The 21,566-nt window shown below is 65.5% G+C and carries 21 protein-coding genes; 12 read left to right on the top strand and 9 right to left on the bottom strand.

Going from position 1 to position 21,566, the window contains the following annotated elements; translation table 11 throughout:
* Window position 1: 1 nt before the first annotated feature.
* Window positions 2-751, top strand: coding sequence for an amino acid ABC transporter ATP-binding protein (locus tag OVA31_RS05160; protein ID WP_267630031.1), 750 nt, complete (start codon window positions 2-4; stop codon window positions 749-751).
* 13 nt (window positions 752-764) lie between these two features.
* Here the strand turns inward: OVA31_RS05160 and OVA31_RS05155 are convergent, their stop codons facing one another.
* Entirely contained in the window at window positions 765-1,703 is a 939-nt protein-coding gene (locus tag OVA31_RS05155; RefSeq protein WP_267630030.1) for an amidohydrolase family protein, read from the bottom strand.
* Window positions 1,704-2,032: 329 nt separating this feature from the next.
* On the opposite strand from OVA31_RS05155, the gene OVA31_RS05150 reads away from it, so the two are divergent.
* From OVA31_RS05150 to OVA31_RS05140, 3 genes are read left to right on the top strand one after another with little or no spacing between them, the layout of a single operon-like run.
* The gene (locus tag OVA31_RS05150) at window positions 2,033-3,274 is read left to right on the top strand and encodes an ABC transporter substrate-binding protein (RefSeq protein WP_267630028.1); all 1,242 of its coding nucleotides are present in this window, start codon (window positions 2,033-2,035) and stop codon (window positions 3,272-3,274) included.
* Window positions 3,275-3,322: 48 nt separating this feature from the next.
* Window positions 3,323-6,106, top strand: coding sequence for a branched-chain amino acid ABC transporter permease/ATP-binding protein (locus tag OVA31_RS05145; protein ID WP_267630027.1), 2,784 nt, complete (start codon window positions 3,323-3,325; stop codon window positions 6,104-6,106).
* Complete coding sequence (locus OVA31_RS05140; protein WP_267630026.1) at window positions 6,103-6,822, top strand: ABC transporter ATP-binding protein; 720 nt, start codon at window positions 6,103-6,105, stop codon at window positions 6,820-6,822. The genes OVA31_RS05145 and OVA31_RS05140 overlap by 4 nt, the downstream gene beginning before the upstream one ends.
* A gap of 59 nt (window positions 6,823-6,881) precedes the next feature.
* Here the strand turns inward: OVA31_RS05140 and OVA31_RS05135 are convergent, their stop codons facing one another.
* The 6 genes from OVA31_RS05135 to OVA31_RS05110 form a co-directional block, all read right to left on the bottom strand.
* Window positions 6,882-7,535 (bottom strand): PaaI family thioesterase, encoded by a 654-nt coding sequence (locus tag OVA31_RS05135; protein WP_267630025.1) that lies wholly within the window; start codon window positions 7,533-7,535, stop codon window positions 6,882-6,884.
* A 31-nt stretch (window positions 7,536-7,566) separates the two neighbouring features.
* Window positions 7,567-8,928 (bottom strand): alpha/beta hydrolase domain-containing protein, encoded by a 1,362-nt coding sequence (locus OVA31_RS05130; RefSeq protein WP_420714141.1) that lies wholly within the window; start codon window positions 8,926-8,928, stop codon window positions 7,567-7,569.
* Entirely contained in the window at window positions 8,925-9,308 is a 384-nt protein-coding gene (locus tag OVA31_RS05125) for a carboxymuconolactone decarboxylase family protein (RefSeq protein WP_267630024.1), read from the bottom strand. Before OVA31_RS05125 ends, OVA31_RS05130 begins: the two co-directional genes overlap by 4 nt.
* A complete protein-coding gene (locus tag OVA31_RS05120) occupies window positions 9,305-10,174 on the bottom strand; it encodes an NAD(P)-dependent oxidoreductase (protein WP_267630023.1) in 870 nt (289 codons plus the stop codon). The genes OVA31_RS05125 and OVA31_RS05120 overlap by 4 nt, the downstream gene beginning before the upstream one ends.
* Complete coding sequence (locus tag OVA31_RS05115; RefSeq protein ID WP_267630022.1) at window positions 10,171-10,920, bottom strand: SDR family oxidoreductase; 750 nt, start codon at window positions 10,918-10,920, stop codon at window positions 10,171-10,173. Before OVA31_RS05115 ends, OVA31_RS05120 begins: the two co-directional genes overlap by 4 nt.
* A 76-nt stretch (window positions 10,921-10,996) precedes the next feature.
* A complete protein-coding gene (locus OVA31_RS05110; RefSeq protein ID WP_267630021.1) occupies window positions 10,997-12,463 on the bottom strand; it encodes an aldehyde dehydrogenase in 1,467 nt (488 codons plus the stop codon).
* Window positions 12,464-12,527: 64 nt separating this feature from the next.
* On the opposite strand from OVA31_RS05110, the gene OVA31_RS05105 reads away from it, so the two are divergent.
* The 8 genes from OVA31_RS05105 to OVA31_RS05070 are packed head-to-tail and all read left to right on the top strand — an operon-like array spanning window position 12,528 to window position 19,429.
* Complete coding sequence (locus OVA31_RS05105; RefSeq protein ID WP_267630020.1) at window positions 12,528-13,109, top strand: TetR/AcrR family transcriptional regulator; 582 nt, start codon at window positions 12,528-12,530, stop codon at window positions 13,107-13,109.
* Window positions 13,109-14,350 carry a cytochrome P450 gene (locus tag OVA31_RS05100; protein ID WP_267630019.1) on the top strand — a complete coding sequence of 414 codons (1,242 nt, stop codon included), beginning with the start codon at window positions 13,109-13,111 and terminating at the stop codon, window positions 14,348-14,350. Before OVA31_RS05105 ends, OVA31_RS05100 begins: the two co-directional genes overlap by 1 nt.
* Window positions 14,350-15,150, top strand: a complete 801-nt coding sequence (locus tag OVA31_RS05095) for an SDR family oxidoreductase (protein ID WP_267630018.1) — start codon at window positions 14,350-14,352, stop codon at window positions 15,148-15,150. Before OVA31_RS05100 ends, OVA31_RS05095 begins: the two co-directional genes overlap by 1 nt.
* Complete coding sequence (locus tag OVA31_RS05090; protein ID WP_267630017.1) at window positions 15,147-16,490, top strand: cytochrome P450; 1,344 nt, start codon at window positions 15,147-15,149, stop codon at window positions 16,488-16,490. The genes OVA31_RS05095 and OVA31_RS05090 overlap by 4 nt, the downstream gene beginning before the upstream one ends.
* A 6-nt stretch (window positions 16,491-16,496) precedes the next feature.
* The gene (locus tag OVA31_RS05085) at window positions 16,497-16,694 is read left to right on the top strand and encodes a ferredoxin (protein WP_267630016.1); all 198 of its coding nucleotides are present in this window, start codon (window positions 16,497-16,499) and stop codon (window positions 16,692-16,694) included.
* A gap of 11 nt (window positions 16,695-16,705) precedes the next feature.
* Entirely contained in the window at window positions 16,706-17,251 is a 546-nt protein-coding gene (locus OVA31_RS05080) for a nuclear transport factor 2 family protein (protein WP_164308602.1), read from the top strand.
* 7 nt (window positions 17,252-17,258) lie between these two features.
* A complete protein-coding gene (locus OVA31_RS05075; RefSeq protein ID WP_267630015.1) occupies window positions 17,259-18,527 on the top strand; it encodes a hypothetical protein in 1,269 nt (422 codons plus the stop codon).
* Window positions 18,527-19,429 carry an SDR family NAD(P)-dependent oxidoreductase gene (locus OVA31_RS05070; RefSeq protein ID WP_267630014.1) on the top strand — a complete coding sequence of 301 codons (903 nt, stop codon included), beginning with the start codon at window positions 18,527-18,529 and terminating at the stop codon, window positions 19,427-19,429. Before OVA31_RS05075 ends, OVA31_RS05070 begins: the two co-directional genes overlap by 1 nt.
* A 35-nt stretch (window positions 19,430-19,464) precedes the next feature.
* Here OVA31_RS05070 and OVA31_RS05065 read toward each other — a convergent pair whose 3' ends face one another.
* Together OVA31_RS05065 and OVA31_RS05060 are read right to left on the bottom strand one after the other, a co-directional pair.
* A complete protein-coding gene (locus tag OVA31_RS05065; RefSeq protein ID WP_267630012.1) occupies window positions 19,465-20,487 on the bottom strand; it encodes an NAD-dependent epimerase/dehydratase family protein in 1,023 nt (340 codons plus the stop codon).
* Window positions 20,484-21,560, bottom strand: coding sequence for an oxidoreductase family protein (locus tag OVA31_RS05060; protein WP_267630010.1), 1,077 nt, complete (start codon window positions 21,558-21,560; stop codon window positions 20,484-20,486). Before OVA31_RS05060 ends, OVA31_RS05065 begins: the two co-directional genes overlap by 4 nt.
* Window positions 21,561-21,566: the final 6 nt, after the last annotated feature.

Below are 21,566 nucleotides of genomic sequence, written 5' to 3'. Positions count from 1 at the left end.
CATGGCCGACACCATCACCGCACGCGAGGCGGTCTCCCTGACCGGTACCGACCTGCACCTGTCGTTCGGCAAGAACCACGTTTTGCGTGGGGTCGACATCCAGGTCGACGCGGGGACCACGACGACCGTGATCGGGCCATCCGGATCCGGGAAGTCGACGCTGCTGCGAGTACTCAACCGGCTACACGAACCCGATCAGGGCGACGTGCTCCTCGACGGTCGATCGGTTCTCGGGGACAATCCCGACGAGCTCCGGCGCCGGATCGGCATGGTGTTCCAGCACTTCAACCTCTTCCCGCACAAGACCGTCGTGGACAACATCTCACTCGGGCCGCGCAAGCTCCGCGGTCTCGGCAAGGAAGAGGCCCGTGCCGTCGCGATGCGTCAGCTCGAGATCGTCGGCCTGACCAACAAGGCCGACGCCCGGCCGGGAAGTCTGTCCGGCGGACAGCAACAGCGCGTGGCGATCGCCAGGGCGCTGGCGATGGAACCACAGGTGATGTTCTTCGACGAGGCGACCTCGGCACTCGACCCGGAACTCGTGAAAGGGGTGCTGGCGCTGATGGCCGACCTCGCCGAAGAAGGGATGACGATGGTCGTCGTCACCCACGAGATGGGTTATGCCCGCAACGTTTCCGACAGCGTCCTGTTCATGGATCACGGTGCCGTGGTGGAAACCGGCAAACCCGAGCAGATCTTCGACGCGGCGGAATCAGAACGATTGCGCGCTTTTCTGTCTCAGGTGTTGTGAGAGGCAGCGGACCTCAGCCGACCCCGAACAACTCGGCGGCGTTCTCGTAGAGCACCCCGCGTAGCCAGTCGTCGCCGAGATCGAGACGCGCGACGGCCTCGAGTGCGTGGGTGTACGGGTAGGGGATGTTCGGGAAGTCGCTGCCGAACATGATGCGGTCGCCGAGGTCGCGCAACCGGGGGAGTTCGCTTTTCGGGAACGGCGCGCCCTCCTCGGAGAAATCGGTGAACGACATGGTCGTGTCGAACCGTACTTCCGGATAACGCTCGGCGAGGTCGAGGAATTCGACGTATTCGGGAGTTCCCATGTGCGCGATGATCAGTGGCAACGACGGGAACCGGTGCAGGAGTGCGGCGATCGGCTCTGGACCGGTGTGGGTGCCCGGCGCCGGACCGGAACCGCAATGGATGATGACCGGGAGCTGGCTGTCGGCGATCTGCGCCCAGACGCCGTCAAGCAGCGAATCCAGCGGCGAGAAATCGCCGACCTGGATGTGGCACTTGAACACCTGGGTCCCGCGCTGAATGGCCTTCGAGACGTAAGCGGGCGCCGACTCCTCCGGATAGAATGTCGCGGTGTGCAGACAGTCGGGATGGTGTGCCGCGAAATCGGCCGCCCACCCGTTCAGCCACTCGGCCATATCCGGTTTGTGTGGATAGACCAGGGACGAGTACGCGCGGACCCCGAAGTCCTGCAGGGTAGCCACCCGGACGTCCTCGTCGGCGCGGTAGGCGATCGGCCACTCGCGTCCGATCAGGGGACCGGCGGAGTCGAAGTACGCCCACACCTTGTCCATCACCGGTTTCGGCATGAAGTGGGTGTGGATGTCGATCAGGCCGGGCAGGCCGAGGCGTTGCCAGGCGTCGCGCAGACGCTGGGTCTCCGCCGAACTGAAGGGTTCCGGCAGGCTTTCGGCCGCGGATGCGGGTCGGTCGGGAACAGCGCTGTTCACTCCTCTGACGCTACTACTGTCGAACGTCGCACGGTCCGCGGCCCGGTTCTCCAGTGAGTTCATGAGTGAGTAGGTGTCACTGCGATGCCCACACCGGGGACGGGCACGTGCCGTGCGGGTGCCGGCATGAGCGCTAAATATGTTGGGCGAGTGACCAACTTGGATCGGTCGGGCAACGATGTCGGGTTTTCCCAATTCGGGTCGAACGGCAAATGCAACGCGTTACAGTTCTGCCGGAAGCTGCATGACCAGCGCGATGTTTCGGCCGGCGGCTCCACTGCGGCTCGTGAACCGTCCGGGTCCGTCGTTCACCTCTGAAGGGACCAGCAGTGAAACCATCGCAATCGGTCAAACATGCCCTCCGCACGGCGACAACGGTCGGCGCCGTCGCCGTGCTCGCCCTGGGGGGTCTGTCGGCGTGCGCCGACGACAGTTCCTCGGATTCCGCTTCCGCCGGTGCCACGTCGGCTTTGCCGTCGAACGCGGCCACCGGAAGCCCGATCAAGGTCGGCTTCATCACCCCGGAGGGTGGTCCGATCACGGTGCCGATGGTTCGCGAAGGTGGTGAGGCCGCAACGGAATACCTGAACAACAACGGCGGCGGGATCGGCGGTCACAAGATCGACCTGGTCGTCTGCAAGGAGCAGGAAGACCCCGCGTCGGCAACGAGTTGTGCCAACCAGATGGTCGAACAGAAGGTCTCCGTCGTCGTTGCACCGTTCGGCTCACAGGGCGCAGTCATGTTGCCGATCGTTGCGGGCGCCGGCATTCCCTATGTGGCCCAGGCGCCCGTCTCGCAGGTCGAGATGATGACGCCGGGTGCGTTCATGCTCTCGGGTGGCATCCTTGCCGTATTTGCAGGTCAAGCCGCCACCGCGGCCAAAGAAGGGATCAAGAAGGTCGCGGTTGTGATCTCGGACGCGGGCGACGCCGCATCCTCGGTCAAGGCGATCGGAGTGCCGACATTCAAGCAGGCAGGCGTCGAGATGGACGTCATCACGATCCCGGCGTCCGCCGCGGATCCGACGCCTCAGATCACTGCCGGTCTGGCCGACAATCCAGGTGCCGTCACCGTGTTGGGCGAGACCAGCCAGTGCATCTCGACGATCAAGGCATTGCAGACCGCGGCGCCGACGGTCAAGAAGTACCTCATCGCCAGCTGCCTGGACAAGCAGGTCATCGACAGCGTGGGCGCCGACGCGGTGACCGGTGCAAAGGCATTCACCACGGTCAAACTCGACTCGGATGATCCTTCCTCGGAGCTGTACCGCAGCGTGATGGCCACCTACGCGGCCGGCACCGATCCGGCGGGTCTTGCCTACCTGGGCTACCAGGTGATGATGTCGCTCGGTGAGGTCGGCAAGTCGCTCACCGGGCCGGTCACGCCACAGGACTTCATGACGGCGCTGTCATCCGCCAAGAACGTTCCGTTGCCTGCCGCACCGGGCCTCACCTTCAGCTGTGACGGCACTGCCGTTCCGCAACTGAAGACTCTGTGCAGCAAGTCAATTCTGGTCAGCGACGTCAACGCTGATACCAAGCTCGAGAACACCGTCGCAGTCAACAACTAGTTCGGGAAGATCGGGGGCCGCAGCGCCGGCCCCCGATCGGGGGCGTACATGACTCAACATCTCGCTTTCCTGGCGCTCGGCCTCGGTAACGGTGCGGTCTATGCGGCACTCGGACTCGCTCTGGTGATGACGTTCAAGAGTTCGGGCGTCGTCAATTTCGCGACCGGCGCGGTCGCGCTGTATGCGGCCTACACCTACGGGTTTCTGCGGCATGGCGAACTCCTGAACCCGATCCCGGGATTCCCGGCCACGGTCGACGTCGGGGGCGACTGGGCCATTCTGCCGGCGATGGTTGTCTCGGTGATGATCTCGGCGGTGCTCGGTGTCGTGCTCTATCTGCTGGTCTTCCGCCAGATGCGAGCTGCCCCGGCATTGGCCAAGGCGGTCGCGTCGATCGGCTTGATGCTCGTGATCCAGGCGCTCATCGCATTGCGGGTCGGTACCGAGACCCCGACCGTGAGTGCGATCTTCACCCCGCGCGTCATCCGGATCGGCGACAGTGCGGTGTCCACGGATCGCCTGTGGCTTGCGGCCGTGGTCATCGGTTTGGCTATCTGTGCCGGACTTGTGTTGCGCTACACCCGGTTCGGAATCTCCACCGAGGCCGCCGCCGAGTCGGAGAAGGGCGCGTTGGTCACCGGCCTCTCACCGGATCGGATCGCGGTCAGCAATTGGGCGCTGTCGTCGGCAACGGCCGGCCTCGGCGGGATCGTCATCGCGCCCATCGTCCCGCTCAATCCGGTTGCCTACACGATGTTCATCGTGCCGGCACTGGCCGCGGCTTTGGTGGGAAACTTCTCCGCCATCGCGCTGACGGTCGGCGCCGGACTCGTGATCGGGATGCTCCAATCCGAGGCCACCAACCTGCAGGCCACCTTGGCCTGGTTTCCCGATGCAGGTGTGGCCGAGGCTGTTCCACTCCTGCTGATCGTCGTCTTCCTCCTCGTCCGGGGACAGGCCATACCGGGTCGAGGTTCGATCACACGCCAAGATCTCGGGCGATCACCGCGTCCTCGTCACGTGGTGGTCCCCGGGCTGATCGGATGTCTGGTCGCCGTCGCCGCCTTGTTCGCGACCTCGGGCAGCCTGCGCCTCGCCGTCATCGCCTCGATGATCTTCGCCGTCATCGCTCTGTCGCAGGTGGTGTTGACCGGCTACGCCGGTCAGGTCTCGCTCGCTCAGCTCACGCTGGCGGGCGTGGGCGCCTTCGGACTGAGCCGGTTCACCTCCGACCTCGGGATCCCCTTCCCGGTCGCGCCCATCCTGGCAGCGTGCGCAGCGATGGTGATCGGTGTCGTGGTCGGCCTTCCGGCTCTACGGGTCCGTGGACTGCCGCTGATGGTCGCGACACTGGCCCTCGCGGTCTTCTTGGAGGCCTTCTGGTTCCGGAACCCGAGTATGAACGGCGGCATGCAGGGTGCGCCGATCGAATCGCCGACCCTGTTCGGCCTCGATCTGGGAATCGGTTCAGGCGAAGGATATCCGCGAGTGGCGTTCGGGCTGGTCTGCCTCGTCGTACTCGCAGCGGTCGCGTGGTGTGTGGCACGACTGCGCGGCAGCGCGCTCGGGGCCTCGATGCTGGCAGTGCGGGCCAACGAACGTTCCGCAGCGGCCGCGGGGATCAACGTGGGTGTGACCAAGCTTTCGGCGTTCGCCATCGCGTCGTTCGTTGCCGGGCTCGGTGGCGCTTTGCTCGCATATCAGCAGACGATCGCCACCGCGAGTTCGTACACCGTCTTCGCCGGCATCGGGTTGTTCGCAGTGTTCTACGTGGCAGGCGTGACGTCGGTGTCGGGCGGGCTCCTGGCGGGGTTGCTGGCCCCGGGCGGCGTCCTCTACTTCATCTCCGATCGCTACCTGGCCTTCGGTGACTACTACATGCTCGCGAGCGGAATCCTGTTGGTGCTCACCGTGGTCACGAGTCCGGATGGCCTTGCCGGATACTTCCACCGGATCCGTGTGCCGGCCGTCGCCAGGCGACGTGCGGTGGTCGACACCGCACCCGATCCGGGGTCATCGACATCCGTGATCGACTCGGCCGTGGCGGTGGGCGCGAAGACGGTTCTCTCGGTCGAGGGGGTGAGGGTGAACTACGGTCCGGTCGTCGCGGTCGACGATGTGAGTTTCGACCTCCGGCAGGGCGAGATCATCGGTCTCATCGGTCCGAACGGAGCGGGTAAGACGACGCTCATCGATGCGATTTCCGGATTTGCGTCATCGAGCGGTCGAGTTGTCCTGGACGGCAAAGAGATCAGTGATCTCGCCCCCCATCGGCGGAGCCGGTTGGGGCTGGGCCGCACGTTCCAGGACATCGAGCTCTACGACGAGCTGTCCGTGGCGGAGAACGTGACCGTCGGCGCGACGCGCCTGTCGGGAGACACCACGGAGGTCGTGGACACCGTGCTGACGTTGTTGGAGATCCGGCATCTGGCCGATGTCGTGGCCGCAGATCTCTCCCAGGGGCAACGGCAGTTGGTCTCGGTGGCCAGGGTCCTGGCGGGGCGGCCGCAGGTCGCATTGCTCGATGAACCTGCGGCCGGGCTCGACAGCACGGAGAGCAGCTGGCTGGGGGAGCGCCTTGCGGCAGCGCGTGGGTTCGGCGTCTCCGTGTTGCTCGTCGACCACGACATGGACCTGGTCCTCAGCGTCTGCGATCGCGTGATCGTGCTGGACCTCGGGTCGGTGATCGCCACCGGGACACCAGAAGAGATCCGCTCGAACGAGGCGGTGATCGGTGCTTATCTCGGCGCGCCTGCGGGATCGTCCGAGCACGTCGCGGAGAAGCAGACGGACAGTTCGCCCGCGGTGACGACCGAGGAGGTGCCGACATGACGCTGTTGGAGTGCACGGATCTGGATGCCGGTTACGCTCGCTCGGCCCCGTGTGTGCGCGATCTGAACATCGCGGTGCAGGCCGGCGAGGTCATCGCGCTCCTCGGGCCGAATGGGGCCGGTAAGACCACCTTGCTGATGTCGTTGGCCGGATTGTTGCCCGGTCTGGGTGGGTCGGTTTCGGTCTCGGGCACGGTGCTGCCCTCGGGTAAGCCACGCGCTGCGGTCCGCGCGGGCGTGGTCCTGGTCCCCGACGACCGTGCGTTGTTCCGCCGACTGACCGCCGAGAAGAATCTGCGACTTGCGATCCGCTCGCGAGGGCGGCGCTCTGCGCGAGAGTCTCTCGAGCAAGTACTACAGCACTTTCCGGCGTTGAACTCGCGACTCGGAGTGGCCGCGGGGCAGTTGTCGGGTGGGGAACAGCAGATGCTGGCCATCGCCCGCGCATTGCTGCAGCGACCGAGGGTTCTGCTGATCGATGAGCTCAGCATGGGCCTCGCGCCGGTTGTGGTGCAGTCGATCCTGCCGGTCCTGCGTGACGTCGCGGCGAGTGGCACGGCTGTGATCCTGGTCGAACAACATGTGCGGCTCGCCCTCGAGGTTTCCGATCGTGCGCTCGTGCTGGTGCACGGCCAGGTGAGGTTGACGGATGACTCGTCTGTGCTGGCCCACGACCTGGGGCGGATCGAGCGCGCGTACCTCGGCGGCTCCGACTGACCCGTTGTGGGTCGGTAATTGCGTTCGGCGCGTCGACCATCAGGTCTGCGCAGCCCTGATCAACGGGTGGGTGGGCGCGGAGTCTCGGGCATGACGCCCGCCCAGTCTTTGGGGACGATGAAGACGCCTTCAGCCGTGACGGTCTCGCCACCAGCGTCAGAGATCGCTCCTCGCACGATCTTCTTGCGCCCGTCGCGTTCCACGATGATGGCCTCGGCATGCAACCGGCCGAGCGGTGTCGGGCGCAGATATCGCATCGTGAGGGTGCCGGTGTAGCAGGGGACGTCGTCGGCGCTGCCGGCCTGGCCCAGGACGTGGTCGAGGACCATCGCACACACTCCGCCGTGCACACAGCCCGGCGGCCCCTCATATGCGGCCCCGAGCGTGAAATCGGTGGTCACCAGACCGTTGTCATGCCGCGTCAACTGCAAGGGCGGAGCCACCGCGTTCCGCAGGCCGATCACCGCATTGCCCCACGGCATGCCCTTCATGTCGGCGGTGTGGCGGACGCCGAAGGCGCCGTCGATCTGCCTGGTGCGCAATGATTCCACCACCGAGGCGATCTGACCGTGGGCGTCACGGACAACGTCCTCGTCGACCTCGGTGCGGATCACCGCGTCGATCAGTTCGCGAACGGAGTCTGCGAGAGGACCGAACAGCGCACGTCGACGTTCGAACTCCTGCGTGGAGATGTCTTCGAGCCTGAATTCCATGGTGTCTCGTCTCCTGCCGTCAGCGAGCGGGTCAGTCGGGGATCACGTCGGGACGGGCGTCGGCCAGCGCCTCGTCGCGGTCGGCCGCCAGGATGAAACCCGCCTCGACCGCTGCCGTTGTGGCCGCCCGGTAGCGCTGCTCGTAGTCGTCGCGTCCGGCGTATCGCGAGGCCAGGATGTCCGGTGCGATCGGGAGGGTGGAACCGAACAGCACGCAGATGCGCGGGACGTCGTCGCCGACGATGCCGCTGAGGATCTCGATGGGCGCGTCCACGCACGGGGTGCGGACGCCACCTCGGACGTTCCCGACCTCGTCGAGAGCGAATTGCGTTGTGTTCGCTGTGGCGTCGAGCTCCAGAGGCATCGCCGCCGGGGGCACCGGCCCGCCGTCGGCCCAGTCTCGCAGATGGTGCAATGCGGCGCGTAACACGAATCGTTGCTGTCCGCGGTTGACGGGTGTCGGACATCCGAGCATGTGCTCGTACGGTCCTATCTGGTGGAGGTCGGCGTGTGAGGTGCCCGCGATCTCCCAGACACGCAGCCGATCGGTGTCGGGCTGGCGTGCCCGGTAGAAGCGGAAGTTCGTCAGCACGTCGGTCTCGGTTTGAACGATGAAGACCGGGATGGGCAGATCGGTCCGGATGGTCACGGGTTCCTGGGCGAACACGGCGTCGACATCGATAGCGGTGCCTGCCTCTCCCAGTGACAGGCCGGCGGCGGCTCGGCTGTGGATCAACAACCCGTCGAACACCGCATGCTCGGCGGCGAACAGGTTGGCGTAGGTCGTCAGCGCCATTGCCGACTGTGACTCGCCGACGGCGAGTAGTCGCCGGACGGACAGTCCGCGTAGCGGATGCTCGGCGCCCGCAGCGGACGGCAACAGCAGCGACCTCCCGACGGCCCCGAAGAGGTCGTAACAGTAGGCATCTCCCGGATGATGAAGGCCGGTATAGCGTTCCGGGTCCTTGGCCGCGAGCGTGCCCGAGGTGCCGGCACCGAGACCGTCCACCGAGCCGGAGCCGCCCATCACGCCGGTGTACTGAGCCGAGACGCCGACCCACGCGTAACCGCCTCGGACGAGTTCTTCGGCCAGGTAGGTGTATTCGGGTGCCGCGTCCGACCCGCTGCTGACGTTCAGCCACTCGACGACGACAGTGCCGCTGAAATCGGCATCGAGACGCGGCCTGCGCACCAGCACGCGCGTCGCGAATTTGTCCTCGCCGAGTGGCGCCACCGAATCGGGGCCCGCGTGGGCGTAGCGGGTCGCGACCCCGGATGCGGCATACTCGTTCTCCTGGAAGCCATTGGCCTCCAGGTCGGGGCCGGGGGTGGCGCTCATGATCGAGCAGCCGCCGCCCCCGGTCAGCTCCGTGAAGTCGACTCCAGGGGTCACTTCTGCTTCTTCTGGTGTTTCCCGATGACGTCGCCGAACATGAAATGCATCTTGGTGCCCAAGGGCCAGCCGACGTAGTAGCACAGGAAGAGGCTGATCTCCTCGAGCTGTTCGGCCGTCAGTTCACCGTTCGCCAGCGCTGCGCCGGCCTGGATCTCGGCCACGTCGATCTGGCCCGCCTGGGCGAGGGCGCCGAGCAGGATCAGGCGGCGGTCGCGGACCGAGAGTCCCTCCCGTGTCCAGACCTCGCCGAACACCTGGTCGGCGGTATGTGCGAAGAAGTCTCCCGGTCCGTCCGACATCTCCCAGCCGTAGACCTTGGACATCATGTCCAGGCCCTTCTGGCGTTGCGGGCTGGTGGTCTCATCAGCTGACGTCATGCGTCCTCTCCTTCTCGATGCGGCACGCCCAGCCCGATGGCGAAGTCGCGCAGTGCGATGTCGCCGAGTGGCAGATCGACGCCGAGTTCACGTCCGAGTTCGAGCGCGAGCGACAGGTCCTTCTCGCCGAGCCTGCGTACCGGTGTCAAGATGTCATACCAGAAATCGTCGGGTGCGATTTCGTCGGTGGTGTCGCGAAGGATGATCGAGCCGGCACCACCGGTGATCGCATCCGTGTGGCGAACCACCTTGCCCAGCTTGGTGATACTGATACCGGCGGCCTCTGCGAGCTTGGCGGCCTCGGCTGCTGCGGTGAACGAGATGAAGTGCAGGAGATTGCGGGCCAGCTTCATCTTGGTGCCGGCCCCGACATCGTCGCCCGCGTGGACGAGCATGCCCGCGACGAGACCGAAGGGCTCTTTGAGCTGTTCGTAGGAAGCGCGGTCTCCGCCGACCATGATGGCCAGTCTGCCCTGTTCGGCACCGGCTGCGCCGCCCGAGATCGGCGCATCCAGCAGGGTCACACCGTGTTCCGCGCACTCCGCGGCGAGATCGACGGCGGTCTGGGGGCCGATCGTCGAATGGACGGTGATGATGGTCCCCGGTGCGGCGGCGCTCAGCAGGCCACCGTCACCGGTGACCACGGTCCGCACCTGGGCGTCATCGAGGACGCAGATGCCGATGATGTCGGCCTTTGCCGCCAGGTCGCCCAGTGAGGTGGCGGCGGCGGCGCCCTGGTCGACGACCTTCCCGAGCGCATCTTCGGAGAGGTCGAAGGCGGTCAGACCACCTTCCCATTTGGCCAGGCGGCCGGCCATCGGCCCGCCGATGTTGCCGAGACCGACGTAACCCAGGCGCACCGTCATGATCGGATGACCTGTCCGCCGTCGACGTTGAAGATCTGCCCGGTGACCCAACCTGCCTCGTCGGACAGCAGGAACAGACACATGCCGACGAGATCCTCAGGGGTGCCGAAACGTTTGAGCGGCAGACGGTTGACGATGTCGGCGACCATCTCCTTCGGCGTGGTTGAACGGGTCGCCTCGGTGTCGATCGGACCCGGCGCGATGGCGTTCACGCGGATGTTCTGGCCGCCGAGTTCGGTGGCCAGCTGCTGGGTGAGACCGTTCACGCCGACCTTCGCGAGGCCGTAGAAGCCGCTGTAGAGCCAAGCGGCGGTGGAGGACTGGTTGACGATGGCGCCACCGTCCTTCATGTGCGGGTAGACCGCGCGGGTGACGTTGAGCGCGCCGTCGAGGTTCACGCTCATGAACTTCTTGTAGTAGTCCCACGGCACGGTGATCAGGAAGTCGAGCTTCATGCCGCCGTAGATCGCGGCATTGTTCACCAGTCCGTCGATGGTGCCGTAGGCGTCCACCGTCGCGGTGGCGAGGGCCTGTGCCGACTGCTCGTCGGCGACGTCGGTGCTGACGTACAGACCGCCGATGTCGGCGGCGACCTGCTTGCCCTGCGCGTCGTTGAGGTCGGCGACCACGACATTGGCGCCTTCGCCTGCCAGTGCGCGGGCGTAGGCCTCACCGATGCCTCCGGCGGCGCCGGTCACGATGATGGTCTTGCCGGCGAAGCGGTTCGAGCGGTTGTCGGAACTCATTGTCCTGCTTTCTGTTTGTTGGGGATTGCCCGGTCCCGCAGGACCGAGCTTGCGAGCGTCACGAAGGGTCGATCACTCAGGCCGGCGTCGCGACCGCTTTGGACTCGAGGTACTCCTCGAAGCCCGCGACGCCCATCTCCCGGCCGATGCCGGATTGCTTGTATCCGCCGAATGGGACATCGGCGGAGTACCAGATGCCGCCGTTGATCCCCATCGTTCCGGTCCGAACGCCGTTGACCACGTGGTCGATCCGTGCCGTATCTGTACCCCAGACGGCTCCGGACAACCCATACGGTGAGTCGTTGGCGATGCGGATGGCGTCGTCATCGCCGTCGTGCGGGAGGATGACCAGCACCGGACCGAAGATCTCCTCTTGTGCGGCGCGGGCGGAGTTGTCGAGACCGGAGATCAAGGTCGGCTCGACGAAGTAGCCCTTGGCCTTGTCGGCCGGCCGGCCGCCGCCGATCTCGACGGTGCCGCCCTCGGCCTTCGCGAGTTCGATGTAGGACTCGACACGATTGCGCTGGGTGGCGGAGATCAAGGGGCCGCAGATGGTTCCGGCGTCGGTCGGGTCACCTGCCGCGAGCCCGGCGAGCGAGTCACGGGTCGCGGTGATCGCCTCGTCGAGCTTCTCACGTGGCACGAGGAGACGGGTGGTGATGGCGCAGCCCTGCCCGGCGTGGGTGACCACGTTGAACGCAGCCATCGAGCAGGCGGAAGCGAGGTCTGCGTCATCGAGGACGATGAATGCAGACTTGCCTCCGAGTTCCAGGAACACCTTCTTGAGGGTTTCGGCAGCGCCGGCCATCACCTTCTTGCCGGTTGCGGTGGACCCGGTGAAGGACACCAGATCCACGCGCGGATCCGTGGACAGCTGCGCGCCCAGCGCGTGATCGGTGGAGGTGACGATGTTGATCACGCCCGGCGGGAAGTCGGTCTCCTCGGCGATGACCTTGCCGACCAGGGCCGCGCACCACGGGGTGTCCGGCGCAGGTTTGAGCACCACGGTGCAGCCTGCGGCCAATGCCGGACCGATCTTGGCGAAGTTGATCTGGTGCGGGAAGTTCCACGGTGTGATCGCGCCGACCACTCCGGCCGCCTCCTTGCGGATCTCCCGGACGTTCTTGATGCCCATGGGCTTGGCCCGACCGAGATCGGTGGTCCATTGATAGGACTCGGCCAGATCGGCGAAATAGCCGAGATCTGTGACCGGTCCCTCGAATTGCGGTCCGCTGGTGAGGAACACGGGGCAACCGACCTCGGCGACCGTCAGGTCGCGCAGCTCGTCACCATGGGCCAGCAGCGCGTCGCGCAGCTGGCGGAGGCAACGGGCCCGCAATGCGTGGTCGCGCGACCATTCGGTGGTGTCGAAGGCGACGCGGGCGGCGGCGATGGCTGCGTCCATGTCGGCCGCGGTGGCATCGGCCGCCTGGCCGAGGACTTCCTCGGTGGCCGGGTTGACGACATCGAAGGTGCCGCCCGCGCCGGGGGTGAGCTTGCCGTCGATCAGTAGTTCCGACGACGATGCAGGACGTAAGGACATTGGCTGGAACTCCATCTGGACAGGTGTCTGGACTCAAGTTCAAACCTAGTGTAGCCTCGCTCACATGTCCAGTCCTGTATCCCAGGAATCCACTCGCCGAAGACTGACCCAGCAGCAGGCCGAGACCGTCACGAGATTGACGGATGCGGCGGTCGAGGTGCTCAACGACGAGGGATTCGACGGACTCACCGTCCGAACCGTGGCCAAGTTGGCGGGTGTCGCACCCGCGACCGCCTACACCTACTTCTCGTCGAAGAGTCACCTGGTCGCCGAGGTCTTCTGGCGTCGACTCAGCGCAGGCGTCGGTGAGCCCGACCTGACGACGACACCCGCCGAGCGGGTGGCGCAGGTGCTTCGTGAGGTGTCCATGGTGGTCGCCGGGGAGGGGCAGCTCGGTGGCGCGGTCACGATGGCGCTCCTCGGGACCGATCCCGACGTGGAACACCTCCGCCTGCGGATCGGTGGCTTCATCCGCAGGCGTCTCGCCGAGGCACTCGAGGTGGAGCCGGAGAATCCGGGCCCCCTTCTCGATGCACTCGAGATGATCTACGCCGGCGGTCTGGTGCACGCGGGAATGGGCCACATGACGTACGAGCAGACCTCCGAACGTCTTGTCGCAGCCGCACATCTACTGATGGAGAAGTGATGACCGAAACCGCCACGGGAACGGGAATGGAGCATCTCGTCCCGTTCGACCCGTATGAGTACGACTTCCACGAGGATCCGTACCCGACCTACGACCGGCTTCGCCGCGAGGCGCCTGTCTATCACAATGCGGCGATGGACTTCTGGGCGCTGGCCCGCCACGAGGATGTCCGCGCCGGATTCCGGGACAGTGTGAAGCTGTCCAACAGCTGGGGCGTGTCCATGGATCCGTCCTCGTACGGTCCGGACGCGCACAAGTCGATGTCGTTCCTGGCCATGGACGACCCGAAGCACATGCGGATCCGCAAGCTGGTCTCCAAGGGTTTCACCCCTCGCCGGGTCGGCGACCTGTCCGGACGGATCACGGCGCTCACCCACCAGCACTGGAGCAAGTGTCTCGACATGGGCGAGTTCGACTACATCGCCGACTTCGCGGGCCTGCTGCCGATGGATGTGGTGTCCGAACTCCTCGGTGTGCCGGAGGCCGATCGCGCGCATCTGCGCCATCAGTCGGATCTGCTGCTGCACCGGGAAGAGGGCGTTCTCGACATCCCGGAAGCAGCGATCTACGCCTACATCGAGCTGCACAAATACTACTCGGAGCTGATCGCCGATCGCCGGAAGAACCTCGGGGATGACCTGGTGTCGGCGCTGATCGAGGCGGAGGTCGACGACGACGCCACCGGTGAGAAGATCCGCCTGACCGAGGACGAGATCGTCGGGTTCATGGTCCTGATGGTGGTTGCGGGTAACGAGACGACCACCAAACTCCTTGCCAATGCGCTGTATTGGGGCTGGCGTAACCCTGATGAGCTGGCGAAGCCGCTGGCCGATCCCGACGCGGTCGCGGACTGGACCGAAGAGACGCTGCGCTACGACAACTCCACTCAGATGGTGTTGCGTCGAGTGCTGTCCGACGTCGAGTACGGCGGCCAGATGATCCCCGCGGGTGAGCGGGTCCTGTTGCTGGTCGGCTCGGCCAACCGGGACACCGACGTCTTCGGCGCCGATGCCGCCCAGTACCAGATCGGTCGGGACTGCAGCCAGGCGTTGCTGAGTTTCGGGATGGGTACACATTTCTGTCTCGGCGCACACCTGGCCCGACTGGAGTCCAACATCGGGCTGGGTGAGGTTGCGCGTTCCATCCGCAGTGTCGACATCGACATCGACAACGCGGTCCGCGTCCACTCGGTGAACGTGCGCGGGTTCGCAGAACTCCCCGTGAAAGTGAAGGTGCGCTGATGGCGTTCATCCCTCATCCCGATCGTCGCCCCGTGCTGGTGGCCGGCGCATCGTCCGGCATCGGTGCCGCGACCGCCGAGGTCCTCGCCGCCGCAGGCTATCCGGTGGCGCTTGCCGCGCGGCGGGTGGAGAAGCTGCAGGAACTCACCGACAAGATCACGGCCGCCGGCGGGGAAGCGGTTGCGGTCCCGCTCGACATCACCGACGAGGGATCTGTCGCCGAGTGCGTTGCGAAAGCACAAGCTGCGCTGGGTGATCTGGAGATCGTCGTGAGTGGGGCCGGTGACCTCGCGGTTGGGTTGTCCTACGAGGTGAGCCCTGAGGACTTCGCCTCGCAGATCGACATCCACCTCGTGGGTGCCCACCGTCTGTATCGGGCCGTCGTGCCGGGCATGATCGAGCGGCGCCGCGGCGACTACGTGTTCATCGGTTCCGACGTCGTCCTTCATCCGCGACCCTGGTCGTCGGCGTATGTGGCCGCGAAGGCAGGCATCGACGGGCTGGTCGCCACCGCGCAGCTGGAGCTCGAAGGAACGGGCGTGCGCGCCAGCGTGATCCGGCCCGGGCAGGTGCTGACCGGCATGGGCATGGACCTCGATCAGAAGACGACCGAACTGATGCTGAACGACTGGATTCGGCACGGACTCGCCCGACACGGCAACTTCCTCGAGCCCGGGCACATCGCCCAGGCCGTCACCGCGATCGTCACCATGCCGCGGGGAGCGCACATGCGCGTGGTCGAGGTGGAGGCCGAGGGCGCCCTCACACGTGACAAGAAGCCTGAAGGAGAACAGCGATGACTGCTCTGACCCAACCCAAGCGCGTCTCCCGGGGAGAAGGCGAACACGGACATCTCGACGAGCTGGCCAGCGACCCGATCTCGTTGTTCTGGCGGATCCGCGAGGAGTGCGGCGACGTCGGGATGTTCCAGCTCGCGGATCGTGAGGTGGTCCTGGTCTCCGGTGCCGCCGCCAACGAGGAGTTCTTCCGGGCGCCGGAAGAGGATCTCGACCAGGCGGCCGCGTATCCGTTCATGACCCCGGTCTTCGGTGAGGGCGTCGTCTTCGACACCGACCCGGAGGAGCGCTCCAAGGCCATCCACAATGCGGCCCTCAAGGGCCCGCACATGAAACAGCATGCGGTGACCATCCCCAACGAGGTCGAGCGCATCATCGCGGACTGGGGTGACGAGGGCGAGATCGACCTGCTCGAGTTCTTTGCCGAGCTGACCCTGTACACCTCGTCGGCATGCCTGATCGGCCGGAAGTTCCGGGAGAGCCTGAACGGACACATCGCGCATCTGTTCCACGATCTGGAAAAGGGCACGGACCCGATCGCGTACGTCGACTACAAGGCCGACATCGAGAGCTTCCGCAAGCGCGACGAGGCCCGGGCAGAGTTGGTCGAGTTCATCCAGGGCGTGATGAACGACCGCATCGCGAATCCGACCGAGAACAAAGAAGATCGCGATCTGATGGACGTGTTGGTCCAGGTCGGCTTCGATGCGAACACCATCACCGGCATGTTCATCTCGATGATGTTCGCGGGACACCACACCACGTCAGGTACGGCGGCTTGGACGCTGATCGAGTTGCTGCGCAATCCCGAGTACATGGCCCGGGTGTACGGCGAGCTCGACGAGATCTACGGCGAGACCCCGGCAGGCGAGCGTCCCGAGTACACGTTCGCGCACACCAGGCAGATGCCTCAGCTGGAGAATGCACTCAAGGAGGCGCTGCGTCTGCATCCGCCGCTCATCATCCTGATGCGCGTGGTGCAGAAGGACTTCCATGTCGAGGACTTCGAGGTCAAGGCCGGACAGTCGATCGCCGTGTCGCCCGCGATCTCGAACCGTCTGCCGGAGGACTTCCCGGAACCGGACACCTTCGATCCCGACCGCTACGACAAGCCGCGACAGGAAGACATCGCCAATCGGTGGACCTGGATCCCCTTTGGCGCAGGTCGGCACCGTTGTGTGGGAGCGCAATTCGCCATCATGCAGCTCAAGGCGATCTTCTCGGTGCTGTTCCAGAACTACGAGTTCGAAATGCTGCAGCCGTCGGAGTCCTATCGTAACGACCACTCCAAGATGGTCGTTCAGCTCCAGCAACCATGCCGTGTGAAGTACCGGAAGCGGTGATCGTCAGTGCGTGTGGAGGTTGATCTGGATCTGTGCCAGGGGCACGGGATGTGTGAGATGGAGGCGCCCGACGTCTTCGAGGCGCACCGCGATCATGTCGAGATCCTCGACAAGGAACCCGACGAGAGTCGCCGCGCCGAGGTCGAGGCCGCGGTGATGTACTGCCCGACCCAAGCTCTGAAAATTGTCGAAGACGACGAGTGAAGTGGAGTGACATGTCTTTTGATCGTGCCGAACTGGAAGAGATGAAACAGCGGTGGCTGGACGCGAACGTCGTCGCGGAGAAGGCGGGTGACTGGAAGCCGCTGGCCGAGTTCTACACCGAAGACGCGACGTACGGATGGAATTACGGTCCCGAGAAAGATTTCATGGCCGTCGGTCGCGACGAGATCCGTGATCTCGCCCTCGGCCAGGAGATGGAGGGCCTCGAGGGGTGGGAGTACCCGTATCAGGCGTGGGTCATCGACGAGAAGACCGGTGACATGATCGGACTGTGGAAGCAGGTCTACGACCGTAAGCGCGAGGACGGCACCAACTATGCGTTGGAGGGCATCCAGGGCAGCTGGTTCAAGTACGCCGGCAATTTCCAGTTCTCCTGGCAGCGCGACTTCTTCGACTTCGGCAATGTGTCGGCGCTGTTCGTCGAACTACTCAAGGCCAATGCGATGAGCGACGGCATGCTCAAGCGGATCGAGAAGTCGGCGCCGGGCGACCTGCCCGGCTGGTATCCGTTCGGCAAAGCGCCCGTCCCGTTCTGGTGATCTGACCATGACTCACTCAGCCCCGGCCTACCAAGGCCTGAGTCAGGATCAGCTGGCCATCCTGGTGCCCGAGTTACTGCTCTCCGGACAGTTGATCGACCGCAGTGGGATGGCTCACCTCATCAGCGCCTTCGGGCGAGAGGTGATGGGAGAGGTCGCCATCGAGGAGTGGATGGCGGCCAGTCCGGTCTACACCCACCGCATGCGGACCGCGCTCGGGATCGACGGTGACGGAGTGGAGGACATGTTCAAATGCCTCCAACTCGACATCGGAGCTCCGCCGCAGTTCATGGACTTCCGCTATGAGGTGACCGACAAGTATCACGGGTCCTTCTTCCTGCAACATTGTGGCGCCTTGATGGACGTCGAGCCGATGGGCGACGACTACGTGACGACGATGTGCCACGACATCGAAGACCCGACGTTCGATGCGACCGCCATCGCGACCAATCGCCGTGCGCGGATCCGGCCGATCCACCGTCCACCGCGGCGGCCAGTCGACCGTATGCCGCACTGTGAGTGGACGGTGACGATCGAACCGGACCGGGAGGAACTACCGCTGCCGGCCGATGCCGCAGAGATGTTCACCACCCGAGCCGGGCAGTCGGTCCTCACGCCGATCGACTCGTCATCCGACGACGGACTGACCGACTATCGTGGGCCTCTCGTCGCCGACCTCCAGTTCCGGGAATGGTCTCGTTCGGCGCTGGCACGCATCGCCGAAGAGATTGCGTTGCAACACCAATTGCTCTCACTCGGGTTTCTGTTGTCGGTACGCCGACACGCCGAGAGCGAGGAGCAGGCGCGCGAGATCTTCCGCAAGCAGTTGACCGGGATCGCTGGTCTGTCCGCGGATCGTCTGCGGGCGGCACTGGGGCTCTCGTCGGATGCCGAGGGTTTGGCAGCGGTGATCAACTTGCACCCGGTGCTCGGACCCGGGCAGTACACGGGGGTGACCGCCGAGGTCCGCGGCGACGATGTGGTGGTCCGGGTACCCAAGAGCTCCGACGCCGTGACCGACGGAGGGTGGGTCACCCTGCTGGAGAGGGAACACCACGAGCCGTTGCAGGCCATCGGAACTGCGGTGGATGCGCACTGGACGGTCGGATCGAGCAACGAGACGGACGAGGCGATCGAGTTCGTGATGATCCGCGGCAGCGAAACGCACAAGGAAGCGGGCGAGGTCGCGATCGCACGATTCAGTTCGGGTGCCTCCTTCGAGTTCACGGACCGGGGACGCTCGCTCCCGATCACACCGGTGGGTAGCGGCGTCTGATGGATGACGGCCGGACATCGTCCGCGGATCATCTGCCGGATCTCGGTCTGTCCGGGCGGGTGGCCGTGGTCGCGGGCGCCACCCGCGGGATCGGTCTCGCGGTGTCCTACGCGTTGTCCGGTCGTGGTGTTTCGATGGTGGTGAACGGCCGGGATCCGGTGGCGGTCGACGAGACCGTCGCCGAGATCCGCGGTGGTGGCGGACAAGCGGTCGGCGTGGTCGGCTCGGCGGGCGATGACGGTGTGGCCCAGCAGATGGTGGACACCGCACTGGCCGAGTACGGCGCGCTCGACATCGCCGTCAACTGCGCGGGTATCGCCGAACCTGCCGGCTCGACCATCCTCACCATCACCGATGCCGAGTTCCGCGAACAGGTCGATGCGCACCTGATGAGTGCCTTCCATCTGATGCAGGCCGCCGGACGGATCTTCGCCCGACAGCAGACCGGATCGATCGTGCTGACCGGATCGGCCGCGTCGCTCGGGATCTTCGGTGGAAGTGGCTATCCCGCCGCAAAGGGAGGTGTCAATGCGCTCGCGCTGGCCGGCGGTGCGGATCTCGCCGATCACGGCGTTCGGGTGAATGTCGTGATGCCGGGGGCCAAATCGCGGCTGTCGAGCGGAGACGACTACGTCGCACACATCGAGAGTCTGCACCGTCGCGGCATTCTCGACGATCTCACCCGGGACGCCGCACTGGACCCCGCGCCGCCCGAATACGTGGCCGCCCTGTACGTCTTCCTGGCCAGTGACGCCGCCAAGGACATCAACGGGCAGATATTCACGGCTGCAGGTGGTTTCATCGGACGGTACGAACCGCAGCAGGCGACGTTCATCGCATACCGTGATCATCAAGACAGTGCGCCCTACAGCCTGGCGGAGTTGGCCGACCTGCTGGCGTGAGGTCGTCGAAGCTGCCGATCGGCGGGAACCGTCACCTACCCGCGTTGGTCTCCGGCGCGGGCACGGTCCGCGCGGCGTCGTGCCGACCGGTCGATCCAGAACCGGGCACCCTCGGCGACTGCGTTGGTGACCGGGCTCGGGCGCCAGCCGAGTTCGCGTTCGGCCTTGCTGTGGTCCATCGGGGACATGTAGTGCATCAACCGCACCGAGGTGATGGTCAGTTGTCGCGGCCGGCCGGTGACCTTGGCGAGCACCGAACCGACTGCACCGCACGCATACAGCGACAACCGGTGGAGGACGAGGCGGGGCGGTCTGCGGTCGGCGGTGCGTGCGGCGACGGCGATGATCTCGCCGAGGTCGATGAAGCTCTCTGACACGATGTATCGTTCGCCTCGCCTGCCGCGTGCGGCCGCCAGTACCAATGCGTCGGCGGCGTCGTCGATGCCGACCGACTCCGCGCGGATGCCCCGCACCGTGAACGGCATCTTGCCCAGGGCGGCGCCCGCGACAAAGGCTCCGTGCGGTGTCGGCTGCCAGTCGCCTGACCCATAGGTGTTGGACACACACATGGCGACTGCGGGAAATCCCCGCGTCCGCGCGTAGTCCATGACCAAATTCTCGGCCGCCACACGCGACCGGACATAATCCGATGCTTTGTCGGCCCAGTTGAATTCGTCGGCCTCGGTGGCCGCGCGGCCCGTGACGCGGCCGATGGTCGCGAGGGTACTGGTGAACACAAACGAGTGCAGGTCGGTGTGCACCGCCACATCGAGCACAGCGCGCAGCGCCTCGACATTCGTGCGGAAGAGTGGTTCCGGATCGATCAGCCAGGCCCGCGTGTCGACCACGCAGTAGTAGACGTCATCGCAGCCATCGAGGGCGGTGGACACGGTCGTCGCATCGAACAGGTCGCCGACGACGCGCTCGACGGCGAGATCGTCGATGCCGCGAGTGTCGCTGGTGTCGCGGACCAACACGCGGACCTGCTCCCCGGATTCGACGAGACGTCGTACCACGTGAGAGCCGAGGAATCCGCTCGCGCCGATCACCAGTTTCACGCGAGTGCACCGGGATTCACGTCGTCGATGGCGGCGGCCGCACGCTCGAGCATGGTCGTGAACATACGGTCGCCGCGCTCGGTCGGCATCGCCGCACCACACCCGAAGACGATGATCATGGGTGCTTGGATCAGCGAGTCGACGTAATCGGACCAACAGTCGTCGAGGGAGTAGTCGGTCACCCCATGCGCGAGCAGCGCAGCATGATAGGCCGCCACGATCTCCCGTTCGTGAGCGCGACGATCATCGGTGCGCAGACTGGTGGCGAGCAAGAACGCTATGTCCCGCATGGGATTGCCGACCGTGATGGTCTGCCAGTCGACAATCGTGACCGAACCATCGGGCCCGAACAGGATGTTGTCGATGCGGAGATCTCCGTGGATCAGAGCGAACCGTCGAGGATCGCGTTCCAGCCAGTCTCCGGCAGTGGCGACCAGCCAGTCGATGGTGGCGGCCTCGCGACCGGACAGGTCGAATCGCGAACGGAACACATCGGCCATCGGACCGATGACGGAATCCATCAGGAGCCGGTCGTCGTGCGTCGGCAGGGCGAGGCCGGGCAGGTCGGTGAGGGTCACATCGCACCACCGTGGTGCGTGCAGCCCTGCCGCGGCCAGGGCCACGGCGTGAGCCTGCTCCGGCGTGCATCCGAGGATCTGGTCGCCTTGCACAGACGGCGCCATGTCCTCGAGCAGCAGCACGAACTCGGTGTGGTCGTCGGAGATCACCGCTGCGTGACACAGCGGGATCGGAGCCGTCAGGGTCGGCGCCAGTCGCTGATAGAAGAGCACCTCGTTGTGGAAGACACCTGCCGCGAATTCGCGTTGCGCACGTTCACCGACCGCGAGTTTGGCGACCATCGTCCTCGGCAGGTCGCCGGGGGTCGCCCAGGTCGGGGTGAGTCGATATGAACCGGCCATCTGGCCGGACCCGACCGGCTCGGATTCGACAGACAGGATCTCGACGTCGTTGCCTGCCGAGCGCAGCAGGGCTGACAACCACGGTGCGGTCAGACCATCGACATCGGTGGGGATGGTCGATCGGCCGGTGTCCCCGGCGTGTGAGATCGTCATCGGCCC

This window comes from Gordonia sp. SL306, assembly GCF_026625785.1.
GTDB lineage: Bacteria > Actinomycetota > Actinomycetes > Mycobacteriales > Mycobacteriaceae > Gordonia.
This window is presented reverse-complemented; position numbering and strand designations above follow the sequence as displayed.